Source organism: Coleofasciculus sp. D1-CHI-01 (assembly GCF_040218875.1).
Lineage (GTDB): Bacteria > Cyanobacteriota > Cyanobacteriia > Cyanobacteriales > Coleofasciculaceae > Coleofasciculus.
Map to the genome: position 1 here is coordinate 1 of NZ_JAVJQP010000073.1, position 15,964 is coordinate 15,964.

A 15,964-nucleotide genomic window follows, 5' to 3' on the forward strand; every position below is an offset into this window, starting at 1 on the left:
AGCAAAACCCGCCCTATCTCACCAATAACGGAACAGCAAAACCCGCCCTATCTCACCAATAACGGAACAGCAAAACCCGCCCTATCTCACCAATAACGGAACAGCAAAACCCGCCCTATCTCACCAATAACGGAACGTTCAGCTATTCACCATTTTAGCTGTGCCACGCCACTACCTTGAGACAGCTAATATTGTGGAAGAGATTTTATCATTGAATCGGGCGCAAGTCTTTGCGCCCCTACGGGTGTCACACCTTATAATATTCTGTCCCGATCAAAATCCGTTAACGCATGAGAACCAAAGGGACATAATATCCCCGTTGAAGCAAACGTCGGCGCTGTTGGAATCACAGGCGGAGACGTTGAAGGCAAATTCGTTTCACAAATCCCCCCAATCCCCTTAATAGTCTCACCCGACGATACCACAAAAGCTGCCCCCGCATAACTTTTTAGTTTCGGATTTTTCGCTTGGGCAATCATAATCATACCCTGACGCGGATTCTTCGCTGGTAACATCAAATAGCGATAATTCTCCGTCTCCTGGAACCCCGCCAGATTTAACTCAGCTAAACTTGTGGCAAACTGAGAAGACTCCAGAAAATAATTCAATTGCGCCAAATTCACCGCATTTAAATACTCTTGCACCTCCCCTTGCAGCGCCAAGGCTGCGGCTGTTTGGGGAATGTAGGGAGGCGATTCCTGCGCCTGTACTGTTGGCGACAATCCTGCTAATAAAGTAATCAGTCCTAATTTCGCGATCGCACCTCTAATCATAGCGTGTTCCTCTCCATTGGGGATAGGGGATTGGGATTAGGAAAATTAGGGCGGGTTTTGTTGATACGTTATCGGTAATATTCACGATTGAATCCCTAAACCCGCCCCTACAATTATCTGTACTATACTATTGGCGAAATTACGGCTTAAGGCTGGTGGGTTGAGCGAAGTCGAAACCCACCCTACGGTGTATCAAGGGTTTCTGACGAATGACATAAGACGAATAACAAATCATATCGAAAAAATTCCTTCTGGATTCACCGATAACAGCGATCGCTGTTGCAATCCTTCCCGGTGTATAATCCCATTAGCCGCCAGGAATCCACTACTTACCGCCCGTTCCATTAACCCACAAGGAAAGGGCATTTTTACCCAGTCTCCAGCAAAAAATAGATTCGCCACCCCCGAATCAGTTTCGGGGCGTTCCTGATAACTCCCCGGCGGATAACCGGAGAAGTTTTTCTGATTCACTAACTCCCGATGTAACATCGTCGCCGTTTGTAATTCTGGCACAATTTCATAGAGTTCCTGTGCAAACGTGGTTAACAAAACCTGCTGATTGGGAAACTCGTCTTCTTTATAACAGTAAGCATGTAATTCTACCACACTTCCCCCGGTTTTTTCATGCCACTGAATATAATCATCTTGGATACGATGATACAAAGTAATACTATCGGTGAGACGATAACCAGACAGGGAGGTAAAATTACTATGATCCCAAGCAAAATCCCGATCAAACCAAAATCGGGCAACCGCAAAGGGATCAGCCACGGCTAATTGTTCCACCTGCTGAAATACCTGGGAATTCACCTCCCCTTGTGCCAGTTTAAACAAATGTTGGACACCGGGAATATCAGTGGCAAAGACATAATAATCGGCTTGAATGGTTTCGGTGGCTACCTGGGATGACTCTGAACTAGAAATCCCCACCAGTTGCACCTCATCCTCAGTGCTTTGCATCAGGTTAAACCGAGGTAAATCCTGTTTCGCTGGACCCGCAATCACCTGCCCTTGGGAATTATAAACCGCCCCATGACAGGGACAAATAAACTGACCATCCCCTTGGCGTTGTACCGTACACCCTTGATGGGTACAGGTTAGAGAAATCGCTTGATTCTCCTCTGGAAACAGGGCAAACATGGCATCACCCGCCCCGTAATAGTCCACAGTATTATCAGATTCATCGGTTTCCATCCTGCGATTCCGCTTCACCCAAAACGGCACCGATGGTAGAGTATTTCCCTGTTGATAATTAATCGAATGAATCTGCCCATCTTGCCACTGAATCTGACTCACCGTGGCTTGTGTAACAATCTTTCCCTGTTGATTTTGAATCGCCTGGGCAATCGGTTCCACCAAACTCCTGCCCATATCCTGGCGCGTCCCATTAAACGCCAATCCTTCGGGATTGCCAAAAAAATAAAAGTGGAAAAACTGCATTAATTCGCCCACACTCAACACATCCGGCGCATTTAGACTAGATTTAGCAAAGGGTAAAAAATACAGATCATAAAGCCCTTGGGGAAACTCACCCTTTACCCAATCCGCAACGGATAAGTGATCCAAACGCTGAAAACTAGCAGGGATTTGGAAGCCACCAATTTCCCGAAACACCTGCCAATGTTTTAACTTGGTCAAATTAATCCCCCAACGCCAGCGATTAGAAGACGCGATCGCTAAATCTACCACATTCCAAGGAAAGGCGGAACGACTGGGGCGAAAGACTTCCGGCTGATACTGATTATCCCGGAAAACCACCGAGTAAAATTCCAGGGAACGGAAGTGATCCTGAATCTCCAACTCAGCCACCAACTGATTCAAATTATAATACTGCGGGAAAAAGCCATGGAACCCATGTTCCATCCGCAGGGCGTGATCACCCACCTGAATTTGCCAACTAGCAATCTTACCGCCGAGTTGAGGCGATCGTTCTAATAAGGTTACATCAAAGCCGCGTTGACTCAACTCATAGGCACAACTAAGCCCCGCCAATCCCGCACCCACAACCACCACCGATTTCGGCTGAGTCAGGGTTCGGGGCAAATCCAGGGTATCGGGCTGAATAACCGTCGGTTGCGGTTTCGCCCAGCGAGAATATCCGATCACACTACCGACTCCAGCCACACCAATCAGTTTCAGGGCGGTGCGTCGGGAAAGGTAGAATCGGTTTAATTTGTCATTCGTCATTGTTTAAAACACTGATTTCACGGATTTATTGGAGAGATGGGGGTAGGGAGGTGAGAGGTTAGTCACACACACTGATGACACTGACAGGTTAGTTCTCGCATTTAGAGAGGATAATAATGAAACCCGCCCCGACAGAAAATATAAATGAACTATTGGCATGAAACAGTAGCTGTAGCCCAGCGCATTTTAATCGAACTGGGGCGAAGACGCCGCAGTTTAGTCTTTTGGGGAATTTTCCCCATTTCGGTATTATTACTCAACGGTTATATTTTGGCAGAACGCGCCCAATTATCGATGGCGCAAGCCTTTGAAAATGCCGCCCCCTCGACATTGGCAGGTGCTGCTTTATTTTTTAGCTGTCTGGGGGGTACGGTAGCCACAGTGGTAGGGGAACGAGAACAGCAAACCCTTAAACGTCTGTTCATCTCACCCTTAAGGGGCATATCCTATTTTCTAGGTATCTTTTGCGCCCATAGCGCCATTGCTGGGGGTCAAGCCGTTTTGGTTTATGCGATCGCAGCATGTTGGGGTGCTAAGTTTCAGGGATCTCTAGTTTTAGGCATCTTGATTATTCTACTGAGTATTATGGCGTATGTGGGAGTCGGATTCATCCTCGGCACTCAATTTGCCCGTCGCACCGAGGATGTAAACGCCTTGGTTGCGGCGTTTGGCGTACCTCTGTTAATTCTAGGAGGCGCATTTTTACCCACCTCCCTATTTCCCGACACCTTGCTAGACATCGCCCAATTTAACCCGATCTACCACATCAACGAAGCGCTGCTGGCTGTGTGGGCAAATGGCGCAGGATTGGCGGATATTCGGGAGCATTTTTGGTTTTTGGGCGTATTTGCCTTAATTATGGTAGTAGCCGGATGGTTATCTTATCAGCGGATGCTGAGAGTTGAGCGAAGGTTATGATATCAGATAAATCTTCGTAGGGGCGCACCGATGTGCGCCCGTGTAAACTTAAGGCGAAACCCCCTCACCCCCAACCCCTCTCCCACCAGGGGAGAGGGGAGTAGGTTTGTAGTAAGGGCTTTAGCCTTTTACAATTTTGGCAACCTCCCATTTGAGATTTTTGAATTTTCAATTAGTCCGTGTCATAAACTCATGAAATTGTCCTATTTTATGTATTAGTCATCGTGCTGCATATCGAAAACCTCTGTAAATCCTACGGCAATCGCCAGGTTCTACAAAATCTAACCCTGCATATTCCCCCCGGAGAAATTTATGGATTACTCGGACCCAATGGTGCAGGAAAGACAACCACAATTAATACTATCTGTAACTTACTCAAAGCCGACAGTGGCAAAATCTCAATTAATCACCAACCCGTCTCCGACGCCACCAAAACTTTAATCGGAATTGCCCCCCAAGAAAACTTACTCTATAAAACCTTAACCTGTGCCGAAAACCTACATTTTTTTGCCCGCATCTATGGCTTAAGCAAGCGACAACGACAACAACAAGTCCACGCCTGTTTAGACGCCGTTAACCTATGCGATCGCGCCCAAAGTCCCGTTGAAACCTTAAGTGGGGGAATGCAGCGACGCTTAAATATAGCTGTCGCCCTAGTTCATCAGCCGAAACTGGTCATTTTAGACGAACCCACAACCGGTTTAGATATCGAAGCCCGATATGAAGTTTGGGACTTGATTCGCCGTCTCCAACGTCAAGGATTGACGATTTTATTAACTACTCACTTACTCGATGAAGCCGAACGCCTGTGTCAGCGGATTGGCATTCTCAAAGGCGGAAAAATCCTCGCCGAAGGGAATTTAGACAGCCTGCGCCAACGGATTCCCGCCCAAGAAATTGTGATTATCCAAACACAAGAAGAAGAACGTGCGATCGCGCGGGCGACAGAACTCGGTTTCACTCATCGGCGCTACGGGAATGATTTGGCTTTTTGGTTACCCGAAGCGTTAGATTTAAAAGAAATAATTTATCAATTTGAGGGCATTTCCCTAGATTCAATCACTCGTCAACCTGTACGCTTAGAGCATATTTATATCGAAGTGACTCGATGAATGATTTTGGCAGGCAAAGGGCAGAAGGCAGGGGGGAAGCTGGGGAAGCAGAGGGAGCTGGGGAAGCAGAGACGTTCCGATAAAACATCTTTTGTAGGGGCGGGTTTTACCACTAACGTGTCGTTTTCACCCTGATATAACTAAACCCGCCCCAACCTCACCGTTCAATTATCACAAATGACGTAGCTTGCTTCTCAAGGGTAGCGAGTATGACCAATGACATAAGACAAATAATTAATCCAACTCCCGCCGCCCTTCCAACGCCCGTGCTAATGTTACCTCATCTGCATATTCCAAATCCCCACCCATCGGTAAACCAAAAGCAATGCGAGTCACCCTAGTAAACGGTTTCAAAAGTTGACCAACATACAGCGTCGTCGTCTCCCCTTCCACACTCGGACCGATCGCTAAAATTACCTCTTGAATCTTCTGCTGGCTAACGCGGCGCACCAGTTGTTCAACATGTAATTGTTCGGGTCCAATTCCATCCATGGGAGAAATCACACCACCGAGAACATGATAATTTCCCCGATACTCCCGTGTTTTCTCCAACGCAATCACATCACGGGAATCCGCCACCACACAAAGCGTTGTTTTATCGCGATTCGGGTTACGACAGATATCACAAACCGATTCAGCCGACAGGTGAAAGCAAACCTGACACAAGCCCACCTGCTTTTTCGCCTCAATTAAAGCCTGCGCCAAGGCTTTGACTTCATCCTCTGAGCGCTTAATAATATGTAATGCCAATCGTTGAGCAGTCTTAGGACCCACTCCAGGTAAGCGTTGTAGTTGCTCGATCAGTCGAGCGAGGGGACGTGTGTAAGCCGTGGTTGTTCTCCCAGTCTATGCGTTCACCTTACCTATAGTACGCCAAGGCGAAGGTGACTTGATCAAGTCTTACGTTTCATGGTATCTGCCTGAATGAAGGTATAGCAGTAGACACATCGATTAGGACGTTCCGGCGGAACGTCTGGAACTAAATGATGTGTCCTAACCGCTATGGCGGTTGCTATAACAAAGGTGAGGTACACAGACAGATCCCCGACTTCTTCAAGAAGTCGGGGATCTTACTTAGAAGACTGTACCTCATCAACCACCAAATCTGCTGTATTTAGAATATAATATCATGTTTTTTTATAAATGTCTTAGGCGGATTAAAACTTCAATACTCTTCATGATATCGGTTTGAGATTCATAAGTAACCACAAAGTTAACAATCCCCACCTCAGATGATAGGGATTGTCTCTTAACCAATATCCGTCAGTACTTAAACACAATTAATTACACAGGAGATTTTACGGAAGACTTAGTGAAAAACCTGTAAATAATTCCATATAAGTACTTATCAATAGGTTATTGTAGTTTTTGCTTTTGATTACGACGCCCCATGATATAGAGACCCAAAAGACCTAGACCAACCATAGCCGTCGGTTCAGGTACTTTCTCAGAAGGGGGAGGAGTTGTAATCTTAGCAACTAGAGTGGCTGAATTTGGTATTCCATTTTCTGGGGAAACAAATTGTTCAACAGGCTCTCCAGTTGTAGAATCAAGGAACCCAAGTAACTCAAGGGTATAGTTAACTCCGTCAATGTTAAAGGTTTCTGAGGGGAAAGCATTTGGTAACGTTACAATGTCGGCGCAGGGAGGATTTCCAACGGGACAAGCTGGTGGGGGTTGATTAATAGTCTCATTGATATTAAAGGTAAAATTAAATGTTTGGCTGACTGATGGGGTACTAAAATTTAAGTTAATTCCTAAGTCTGCTTTTGTTGCAAATGGCTGAGTGACTGATTGATTAAAGTGACGCAGTGTTCCAATTTCAAACGTTTCATCAACATCAAAGCTTTGGCTAGTGACTCCAGTAAATCCCAGACCACTCTTGTCACCAAATAATAGTGGATTCCCCCAGCGCACTTGGCTTTCATTGCCTACAGTAAGAAATTCAACAGTATTACTACCTGGAGGATTCACTGTAATTCTATTATCCAAAACCACATTACTCCAACTGCCAGAAGAACTAGCCAACGTTAGTGCATCTGCCGAAGAAGCTAAACATCCCAGCGTAGCTGTGATAGCTACACCTGAGAGAGTTGTCTTAGCTAATGTAGATAGATTAAGTTTCATATTTTTTCCTGAGCAAATAAAATTTATACATAGATAATAGATAATTTATTAAAATTTTGTCAATGGAAAATTGCTATTTTCACAGACTCTTCATAATAGAAGTCTGAACTTCATAAACCCTTCATAAATCTGTTTTAAGGGCAAGCTAGACAGATACATTCTACTGTCCACGTCCCCGGCTGTTCCATCCCTTGTAGGATGGAAGGTCTAGGCTTCTATTGGGTCAACAAGGAGCGCGATCGCACTCTCGTGCTGCTTCGTACTCCAATCAACCCCAGGCAAATCCTGGCACGAGTGGAACGACGGAAAAAGCCAAGCGGTATAATTTGCGGTTAAATAAGTAAAGTCCCCAGCGAATCAGCAAATTTGACTCAATTTGGGGTAAAGCAAGTTAACCGCTGTGATAAGAGCGATCGCGCATGATGGAACCGTCTCTCACTCAATTCGGTACTCAGATGTCCAACCTGACGGGCGTCCGGGCTATTATGAAGGATATTATTGAAACGTTACGATTAGGTCAGGGACAGGAGTTCATTAACCTTAGTGCGGGAAATCCGGTGATTTTGCCAGAGGTTGAACAACTGTGGCGAGATTGTACCGCCCAACTCTTGGCTAGTCCCGACTACGGAGAAGTGGTTTGCCGTTATGGGTCATCTCAAGGATACCAGCCCTTGATTGACGCGATCGCACAAGATTTCAATCAGCGTTATGGCTTGAGACTAACTGAACGGAATATCTTAATTACTCCCGGTTCTCAATCCATTTACTTCTACGGCGCAAATGCCTTTGGCGGCTATACCCAAGCCGGGGAGTTAAAACAAATCGTTCTCCCCCTGAGTCCCGATTATACCGGGTACGGTGGCGTCAGCTTAACCCCAGAAGCACTAATCGCCTATAAACCCAGCCTAGAGATTGACGAAGCGGCGCATCGCTATAAATATCGTCCCGACTTCAGTCAATTAAAAATTACCCAAGATACAGGATGTGTCATATTTTCTCGTCCCTGTAATCCCACCGGGAACGTTCTCACCGATAACGAGGTGCGAAAAATTGCCGAACTCGCCGCACCTAATAATGTGCCAGTATTCATTGACTCCGCCTATGCACCCCCATTTCCGGCATTAAACTTTACCGAAATGACGCCAATTTTTGGTGATAATATAGTCCACTGCCTGAGTTTATCCAAAGCCGGACTACCTGGAGAACGGATTGGCGTCGCTATTGGTGATCCGGATATGATTGGCATCTTAGAATCTTTCCAGACGAATCTGTGCATCCATTCCTCCCGCTACGGACAAGCCATTGCTGCACGGGCGATTAATTCTGGCGCATTGGCTGAGATTTCCGTTAATGTGATTCGTCCCTATTATCAGCACAAGTTTACCGTATTACAAACAGCGCTGAACCAATTTATGCCCCAAGATTTACCGTGGTTTTTACATCGGGGTGAAGGCGCTATTTTTGCCTGGTTGTGGTTCAAGGATTTACCGATAACCGATGGGGACTTGTATCAACAGTTAAAGCAGGTGGGAGTAATCGTGGTTCCGGGAAACACCTTCTTCCCTGGATTACGGGACACCTGGGAACACCAGCATCAGTGCATTCGGATTAGTCTAACCGCCAGCGATCGCGAATTAGAAACGGCGATGCAACGATTAGTTAAAGTAACACAACAGGTGTATCAGCAAGCTGTAGTGGAGGTTTGATTGTGAGGAAAGTAGGGGCGGGTTTAGGGGATTTCGCGGCAGTTATTGATGATAACCTCTATGCCGATACCCAAGATCCCTGACTTTTTAAAGAAGTCGGGGATCTAACTGGAAACCGCTATAATACTAAGCAACCGTTAACACTATGAAACTAGGTAAACGTCGCATCGGTTTAGAACAAGAATTTTTCCTCGTAGACGAAACAGGAAAATTTTCCAATCATGCCGATGAATTTTTACAAAATTGTCGCCAAGAAGCCGAAGCCATTGGTTTAAATCCCGATTACTTTATGCCGGAATGGGTGAAGGGAATGATCGAAATTAATACCCCTCCTGCCCATACTCCCACCGAATTAGCCACAGCCTATCTAAAAAACTTACAACTCGGATTAGAGGTAGGGAAAAAGATGCATTTGCGGCTTTATCCCCTATCTAGCTATCCCTTACATTTAATTCCCGTCATTCGGGATAAATTAAGCTATCATGTCCAGGTTCGCACCGTTGGCTATGACCGATTTTTGAATGCGGGTAAATGTACAGGTACTCATATCCATTTAGAAGTACCGCCAGGAGTAATTGATTCCCGCGTCGGCGTTTCTTACAACAGCAGCGCCGCCGAACGCGAGGAATTGATTAATATTTACAATTTAGCCACAGCCTTAGATTCCGCCCTCATCGCCTTGGGACGCGCCTGTCCCTTTTATGAAGGAGAAGCCACAGGACTTGCCTATCATATTGTCCGTTATCGCGGTAGTGATCGATTTGGCTGGGAAGGCGTTTATACTCACTTACAATCTGTCGGTGGCTTAATGCCTTATGCTGATTCTGTGGAACGTTTAGTGGAGTTGCAATTTGAACGCTATTATGCATGGTTAGCCGCGATGGATCAGGCTGGAGTTGAGCGGGATTTATTTACTGAAGGCGGCGGAAATTTACTAAAATCGGGTTGGAATCCGGTGCGACTTAATGCATTAGGAACAGTGGAATTACGGGGAATTGATAGTAATTATCCAGACGTAATTTTCACAATTATGAGATTAGCTTACAATGCAGCTAGGCGAGTTAGACAGGAAGGAATAACGGTTAGACCAGCTCAAGGCGCTCAGACCTTTGAGTTACGCGGTGATTGGCTAGTTGTGCCAGAGTTTGACTATCTCAATGGTGAATTATTATTTGCGGCTGTGACGGAGGGAGTGAAGAGTTCTAAGGTTACAGCTTACCTGGATTCTATTTTAGAGTTTGCGATTCAAGATGGTAGTGAGGGAATTAATTACTTTGAAAAATTGAAGTCAGATTGGGGCGAATATGAAACAACAGAGGCGGAAATTTTGCAAGAGTTTGTTCCCGCAGGCGCTAAACTAGAAAAGGAAGAAGGGTTGCGGTTGGTGCGTGAAGCGTGCGATGAGTTGGAAGCCCAGGTTTCATCGTTTTCGCAAAAGTATTCTGTTTAGAGCACATCTGTTTCAACCAAGAACTTGAGAGGAGGCGATTGAAATCGCTGCTACACAAACTTGCGTCCGCCTGCGCGGACTAGGTTATAAGGGGGATAGCATTCCCCGAATTTGGTATTAGAGAGTATTAGAGAGAAGGCGATTGAAATCGCTGCTACACAAGCTTGCGTCCGCCTGCGCGGACTAGGTTATAAGGGGGTTAACGTTCCCCGAATTTGGTATTAGAGAGTATTAGAAGGAGGCGATTAAAATCGCTACTACACAAACAAAGTCCGCCTGCGCGGACTAGGTTATAAGGGGGTTAACGTTCCCCGAATTTGGTATTAGTCCATTAAAATGGACTTGAGCTATAAGCCAAGAACTTGAGTTCTTGGCTGGTTTCAGGGCTATTGCCCACTACTCTCTTGGATATCGCCTGTACAATTCTCCTTATAAGAAATAACGGATCAGTTTCGCGGCGTAAATTACTGATCTCAAACTGGGTGTGACACTCCTGATCCCCAAAAGTAACGATGAGAGTAGTAGATGTAGCCAAGTGTCTTAAGAATTATCATGAAAAATGCCACATTAGAACGTTCAAAGGGACGCTTAAGTTCAGCCTCAAACCCGATAAAGCGGTTAACCCAAGGAGACTTTACGCAGCGGTTTGGTCGTTTCCTCATCTGTCGGAGAATATATAGTCTTCTCCAAGCTAGGCGACAGCGCCTAAATCCCGATTTCTATAAAAAACGCCTGAAGATTGCTTCCGATTCAATGTTTGACGGTGTTTCCCTAGATAGATCTGTCCAACAACTGTGTCATGAAGGAGTAGGATTTGGTCTGCATTTATCGCCGTCAATGGTCAAAGAAATCTATCAATATGCCATTCAAACACCTTGTATTGAACCTGAGTCTGACGACGAATTTTTCATCGAAGAAGTAATTAGAAATAGTCGAAAGCGAGGTGAGCATCCAGTGCTGCGTGGCTTGGTGCGTGATGTAATGAATTGTGAAGCCATTCAAAAAATTACCCAAGATCCTCTGCTGTTGCAAATCGTTAAGAACTATCTGGGGTATTGGCCCAACCAAATTACTCAGCATCTGACTTGGAGTTTAGTTTCAGATCTGGGAGAGTCAGAAATTAGACAGAGTTATCCACCCACAAATTTTCACTATGATATCGCTGGGTACAACTTTATGACCGCCTATTTTTATATCACCGATGTGAAGGCGGATTCGGGCGCTCATGTTATGTTCAAAGGCTCTCATCAGAAAAAGCCGCTTTACATGACCTTTTCTACGGGTCGTCAGTCGGACAAGGCGGTGCTTAATTATTACGGGCAAGACAATCAACTGATCATTGAAGGAGAAAGTGGATTTGGTTTTGTGCAAGACCCTTCCTGCATTCACCGACTCATTTCTCCAGTTAAAGCAGATAGACTACTGCTGCAAATTCGGTACTCTTAGACACTATCTAATCTTGTCCATTAATGTCAAGTTAGGGTAGTAAACTGTTTGGCATTTAAATTGGGAATGGGTAGCGAGCAAGATGCTCACACTACAACTTCCTCCACCATTCCACTGGAATACTCTCGCAATACTTCGGCAAGGCGACGGGCTTCGAGGCGATCAACATGGAGAAAATCGGCGAAGCGCCCTTCAGTAATTAGCCCCTGATCAAATGCTTCAATGGCAAGATGTTGGTAATGGACTGGCATCCTATCAGTACGTTGGGGGATTTCTTTTAGCCCAAGTGCGATCGCTCTTCCAAGGCATTCACAATATAATGATTTGCAGCAAGACCCTTACTTGAGTCGGAGACAGTAGCACAGATATGAGTGATAAATAATGCCAGAAGATGAGTCTATCTCCGATCCATTTTTGGAAAATCTCCTCGCAGGATATACTGAAGTCGAAGCGGCAGAGATTCAACAGTATTTGAATGAGTGGGATGCTTCTACCTATATCAGTGTAGCTCAGAGTATCTTAGACCACGCGGCTAGAAAAGATATTGAACCGTTGAAATATCTCGGAAAAGCCCATAATTTTAATAAGAAAGGAGCCATTAGGATTCCGAAAACAGGATATCGTTGGGATGCTTCAGCCGTATATCGCAAAGGAAATGAATTTCTGATTGTTAGACCTGACCAATTTGGTACTGAAAAAATTGTCACCTATGGAGTTAACGATGAGTGAAGCAGTCTTAAATGAAAGAGAAGCAACTAAAACTCATATTGTGCGTTTGCTAGATGAGATAAAATTAGCTGATCAGAATACTCAAAGAGAGCGAAAAGAAATTGTAGCTAATTTCTATCCATCTAATGAAGAGTTTTCTATGTTAGAGGAACTTGAACTGTTAACGGTCACTCTCCGGGGCTATGCCAATCAAATTCAGGCGCAAGGGTGGATTATAAATGAAACCCAGGCAATTGATCAATTGCGAGAAATGCGAGTTTTTAGGATACCTGTTATTGTCCAGTTTTACTTTGGCAGTAATGGGAAGTATGAGCAAATGAAGGGTTATATTAGAATGTTGGATTACTTGCGTTTATTGATGCTGGAATATTTGCAGTATGATCAGGTCAATTAAAAGTCCGGCAAAGATTATCAATATTGACTCCTATTCTAGGCATCTATATTCAGGACGGATTGATTCAAATTGCTCCCCTCTCCTTGCAGGAGAGGGGTTGGGGGAGAGGTCATCTTTAGCTGTTTGTCGTAAACGATGCGAACACTTGAGGCGAAGACAGCGCAACTACGAGCCTACAAGCCTAATTTTTGTTCCAGGGATTCTCGCATGATCTCAACAGGTGGTGTTTGTTTTAACCAAATCTCTAAAGCGGCTGCACCTTGTTGGACTAACATTTCTAAGCCGTCAATGGGAATCGCGCCTTGTTGTTTGGCTTGTTGCAGAAATTTTGTGGGATTGGGGGTGTAAATTAAATCATAGGCGATCGCGCTTTTGGGTAATCCTTGCATTATTTCTTCATCTACAGGGGATTGATCCACATAAGGATGCATTCCTACAGGGGTTGTATTCACCAGTAAATCGGCTTGTTGTAGTAATTGTGGCATTTCCTCCCAGGGATACGCTTGGAGAATCGCAGATAGGGGAGTATTTGCCCAACTTTGCTGAAACTGACTTAGTTTATAGGGATTGCGACCGACAACCCAAATCTCAGGACACCCTAACTGCATACAACCCACGACAACGGCGCGTGCTGCACCACCGTAGCCTAATACTACCGCCTTCGTTTGATGCCAATCTCGCCGATATTGGTTCAAGGGTGCGATAAATCCTAAGACATCAGTATTTGTCCCACTCCAGCCTGTATCAGTACGCCAAACCGTGTTCACCGCACCCACCAGTTGGGCGATATCGGATACCTCGGATAACAGGGGGATAATGGCTTGCTTATGGGGAATCGTGATATTAAAGCCTTGCAATCCTATCGCCGCAAACCCCGCCACAGCGACATTTAAATCCTCTGGTTTGACGGGGAGAGGGAGATAGACATAATCCACACCCAACTGTGCGATCGCGCGATTGTGCATAATTGGTGATAGAGAATGCTCCACCGGATGACCAATTACGCCCAAGAGTTTCGTTGTCCCTGTAATCTGTTGCATTGTGCTATTTTATCAGGACATGGGATGAGCTTCATCCTCAATCAATCACGTTTCCCGACTATTGAATCAACTGGGGTAGTTCCAGCAATCCGAAATAATACCACCAATGATACGATTATTTCAGATTAATCTGTTCACAGTTACCAATGAATCGTTCAATTCAATAATGTTCTGATATGCTGCGAAAATTTCTTATCCTTTTCATGTCTTTGGCATTGTGTCTAACCACCCTAGCCTGTGGTTCGCCTTCCGTCGCCCAAAGCCCAAATCAGACGGTCAATGTTACCTCAAATGCCCAGCAGTTCAGTGAGGGGAAATACCCCGTTCAACAAGCCACCTACGATGATGTTAGTGGTGAATATAACCTGATGTTGCTGAATACACCACCCGGTACACCCCCTGTCTTGCGTAGTCCAGATTTGCGATTAGCCCGTCTAACTGATGAGGAAATAGCAGCGGGTGAAAAGACTTATTTGCAGATCGAAAATGGTCAAGCCGATATGCACTTAAGTGAAGACTTTCGGATTGAATATGTGCATAACGTTACCGAAACCCAAACGAATCCGCAAACGGGTCAACCAGAAACGGTAATCGTGCGGCGGGAATCCAATTTCTGGACACCATTTGCAGGCGCTATGGCGGGTCAAGCGTTGGGGAGTTTATTATTTCGACCCAGCTATTATGTACCGCCTATGTATCAACCCGGTGGAATTATGACCGGATATGGTGGATATGGAAGCACTTACTCGCAAGCAGTAGACCGATATCAAGCCCGTCATAATCAACCCCCACCTGCGGTAAAAAACCGTCAAACGTTTCGCAGTACAGGTCAATTAAGACGCTCATCGAATACATCACCAACGGCTCGCAAAAATCGCCAAAAAGGTAATCGGGCGACAGGTTCAGGTTTCGGATCTAGTAATTTGCGTCGTTCTAATAAATCCAGTTCGACACGGATGAATCGTTCCAGTCGTTTTGGTAGCAGTTTTGGCAGCCGTCGCCGTTCGATGGGAAGAAGACGGCGTTAGTTATTCGTCATTCGTCATTCGTCATTCGTCATTTGTCATTCGTCATTCGTAGGGGCGGGTTTAGGGACAATCGTAGGGGCGGGTTTAGGGACAATCGTAGGGGCGGGTTTAGGGACAATCGTAGGGGCGGGTTTAGGGAATCAATTCAGATATCCACCACTAACGAAACAACAAAACCCGCCCTCCCCACCACTAACGAAACAACAAAACCCGCCCTCCTCACCATTAACGGAACAACAAAACCCGCCCTCACCATCATTAACGGAACAACAAAACCTGCCCTCACCATCATTAACGGAACAACAAAACCCGCCCTCACCATCATTAACGGAACAACAAAACCCGCCCTCACCACCATTAACGGAACAACAAAACCTGTCCTTATAACGATTCAGCTATGCCCTACAGTCAATTTACTACTATTGGTAAAGTCAAAGAAGCGTTTAATTTAACCACAGCCGAAGGGATTCACTTTTTGCCAGATATTGAGCCAATTCAACCGTCCCCAACCTTGATATCTTTTTTAGAAGAAAGTTTACTTTTAGCGGCATCAGCTAGTGAAAAAGCGCGTTCTGAAGGCATTATTTACCCAGTTTTGCTGGAAGTTCGGCGCATCCTGCAACGACGGGTCAGCTTATTTTCCGGGGAGGATTTCACCGTTGATGAATCACTTGGACTTAATGGACGGTGTGATTTTCTCTTGAGTCGTTCTGAGGAAATTCTGGAAATAGAAGCGCCAGTCGTGATTATTATTGAAGCAAAAAAAGCGGATTTGAGAACGGGATTTGGGCAATGTATTGCTGAAATGGTTGCCGCACAGAAATTTAATCAGGCAAAACAAATCCCTATTTCCACGATTTATGGGGCGGTTAGTGAGGTAGGGCGGGTTTTGTTGTTCAGTTATTAATGATAAGCAAGTTTAGTGTCTAAACCCGCCCCTACATAAGACATAAGACATAAGACATAAGACATAAGACATAAGACATAAGACATAAGACATAAGACATAAGACATAAGACATAAGACATAAGACATAAGACATAAGACATAAGAC

Annotated in this window: 14 protein-coding genes and 2 pseudogenes; 10 read left to right on the forward strand and 6 right to left on the reverse strand. The window is 45.2% G+C overall.

The window, feature by feature from the left end; all coding sequences use genetic code 11:
• Nucleotides 1–254 precede the first annotated feature (254 nt).
• Together RIB93_RS13400 and RIB93_RS13405 are read right to left on the reverse strand one after the other, a co-directional pair.
• Nucleotides 255–773: a type IV pilin-like G/H family protein gene (locus RIB93_RS13400; protein ID WP_446373259.1), complete on the reverse strand. Its 519-nt coding sequence runs from the start codon at nucleotides 771–773 to the stop codon at nucleotides 255–257.
• A gap of 231 nt (nucleotides 774–1,004) precedes the next feature.
• Complete coding sequence (locus RIB93_RS13405; RefSeq protein ID WP_446373260.1) at nucleotides 1,005–2,960, reverse strand: FAD-dependent oxidoreductase; 1,956 nt, start codon at nucleotides 2,958–2,960, stop codon at nucleotides 1,005–1,007.
• Nucleotides 2,961–3,104: 144 nt separating this feature from the next.
• Here RIB93_RS13405 and RIB93_RS13410 point away from each other — a divergent pair, with 144 nt between their 5' ends.
• Both RIB93_RS13410 and RIB93_RS13415 read left to right on the forward strand, forming a co-directional pair.
• Entirely contained in the window at nucleotides 3,105–3,878 is a 774-nt protein-coding gene (locus tag RIB93_RS13410; protein WP_446373261.1) for an ABC transporter permease, read from the forward strand.
• Between the two features lie 224 nt (nucleotides 3,879–4,102).
• Nucleotides 4,103–4,990 (forward strand): ABC transporter ATP-binding protein, encoded by an 888-nt coding sequence (locus RIB93_RS13415; RefSeq protein WP_446373262.1) that lies wholly within the window; start codon nucleotides 4,103–4,105, stop codon nucleotides 4,988–4,990.
• A 234-nt stretch (nucleotides 4,991–5,224) separates the two neighbouring features.
• Here RIB93_RS13415 and recR read toward each other — a convergent pair.
• Both recR and RIB93_RS13425 read right to left on the reverse strand, forming a co-directional pair.
• Nucleotides 5,225–5,821 (reverse strand): annotated as a pseudogene (gene recR / locus RIB93_RS13420) (recombination mediator RecR); the annotation flags it as partial.
• Nucleotides 5,822–6,346: 525 nt separating this feature from the next.
• Nucleotides 6,347–7,117, reverse strand: a complete 771-nt coding sequence (locus RIB93_RS13425; protein ID WP_446373263.1) for a THxN family PEP-CTERM protein — start codon at nucleotides 7,115–7,117, stop codon at nucleotides 6,347–6,349.
• Between the two features lie 218 nt (nucleotides 7,118–7,335).
• Between RIB93_RS13425 and RIB93_RS13430 the strand changes: the two genes are divergently transcribed.
• The 4 genes from RIB93_RS13430 (at nucleotide 7,336) to RIB93_RS13445 (ending at nucleotide 11,719) form a co-directional block, all read left to right on the forward strand.
• On the forward strand, nucleotides 7,336–7,461 hold the full coding sequence (locus RIB93_RS13430) for a hypothetical protein (protein ID WP_446373264.1): 126 nt from the start codon (nucleotides 7,336–7,338) through the stop codon (nucleotides 7,459–7,461).
• Between the two features lie 78 nt (nucleotides 7,462–7,539).
• A complete protein-coding gene (locus RIB93_RS13435; RefSeq protein WP_446373272.1) occupies nucleotides 7,540–8,823 on the forward strand; it encodes a valine--pyruvate transaminase in 1,284 nt (427 codons plus the stop codon).
• A gap of 145 nt (nucleotides 8,824–8,968) precedes the next feature.
• Nucleotides 8,969–10,273 carry a glutamate-cysteine ligase family protein gene (locus tag RIB93_RS13440; protein ID WP_446373265.1) on the forward strand — a complete coding sequence of 435 codons (1,305 nt, stop codon included), beginning with the start codon at nucleotides 8,969–8,971 and terminating at the stop codon, nucleotides 10,271–10,273.
• A gap of 552 nt (nucleotides 10,274–10,825) precedes the next feature.
• Nucleotides 10,826–11,719 carry a hypothetical protein gene (locus RIB93_RS13445; protein ID WP_446373266.1) on the forward strand — a complete coding sequence of 298 codons (894 nt, stop codon included), beginning with the start codon at nucleotides 10,826–10,828 and terminating at the stop codon, nucleotides 11,717–11,719.
• 86 nt (nucleotides 11,720–11,805) lie between these two features.
• Here RIB93_RS13445 and RIB93_RS13450 read toward each other — a convergent pair.
• A pseudogene (locus RIB93_RS13450) lies at nucleotides 11,806–12,006 on the reverse strand (transcriptional regulator); the annotation flags it as partial.
• Between the two features lie 94 nt (nucleotides 12,007–12,100).
• Here RIB93_RS13450 and RIB93_RS13455 point away from each other — a divergent pair.
• Both RIB93_RS13455 and RIB93_RS13460 read left to right on the forward strand, forming a co-directional pair.
• Nucleotides 12,101–12,448: a hypothetical protein gene (locus tag RIB93_RS13455; protein ID WP_446373267.1), complete on the forward strand. Its 348-nt coding sequence runs from the start codon at nucleotides 12,101–12,103 to the stop codon at nucleotides 12,446–12,448.
• On the forward strand, nucleotides 12,441–12,842 hold the full coding sequence (locus RIB93_RS13460) for a hypothetical protein (RefSeq protein ID WP_446373268.1): 402 nt from the start codon (nucleotides 12,441–12,443) through the stop codon (nucleotides 12,840–12,842). Before RIB93_RS13455 ends, RIB93_RS13460 begins: the two co-directional genes overlap by 8 nt.
• Before the next feature lie 173 nt (nucleotides 12,843–13,015).
• On the opposite strand, the gene RIB93_RS13465 is transcribed toward RIB93_RS13460, so the two are convergent.
• Nucleotides 13,016–13,882 carry a shikimate dehydrogenase gene (locus RIB93_RS13465; RefSeq protein ID WP_446373269.1) on the reverse strand — a complete coding sequence of 289 codons (867 nt, stop codon included), beginning with the start codon at nucleotides 13,880–13,882 and terminating at the stop codon, nucleotides 13,016–13,018.
• A 176-nt stretch (nucleotides 13,883–14,058) separates the two neighbouring features.
• On the opposite strand from RIB93_RS13465, the gene RIB93_RS13470 reads away from it, so the two are divergent.
• Nucleotides 14,059–14,910 carry a hypothetical protein gene (locus tag RIB93_RS13470; RefSeq protein ID WP_446373270.1) on the forward strand — a complete coding sequence of 284 codons (852 nt, stop codon included), beginning with the start codon at nucleotides 14,059–14,061 and terminating at the stop codon, nucleotides 14,908–14,910.
• 397 nt (nucleotides 14,911–15,307) lie between these two features.
• The gene (locus RIB93_RS13475; protein WP_446373271.1) at nucleotides 15,308–15,817 is read left to right on the forward strand and encodes a hypothetical protein; all 510 of its coding nucleotides are present in this window, start codon (nucleotides 15,308–15,310) and stop codon (nucleotides 15,815–15,817) included.
• Nucleotides 15,818–15,964: the final 147 nt, after the last annotated feature.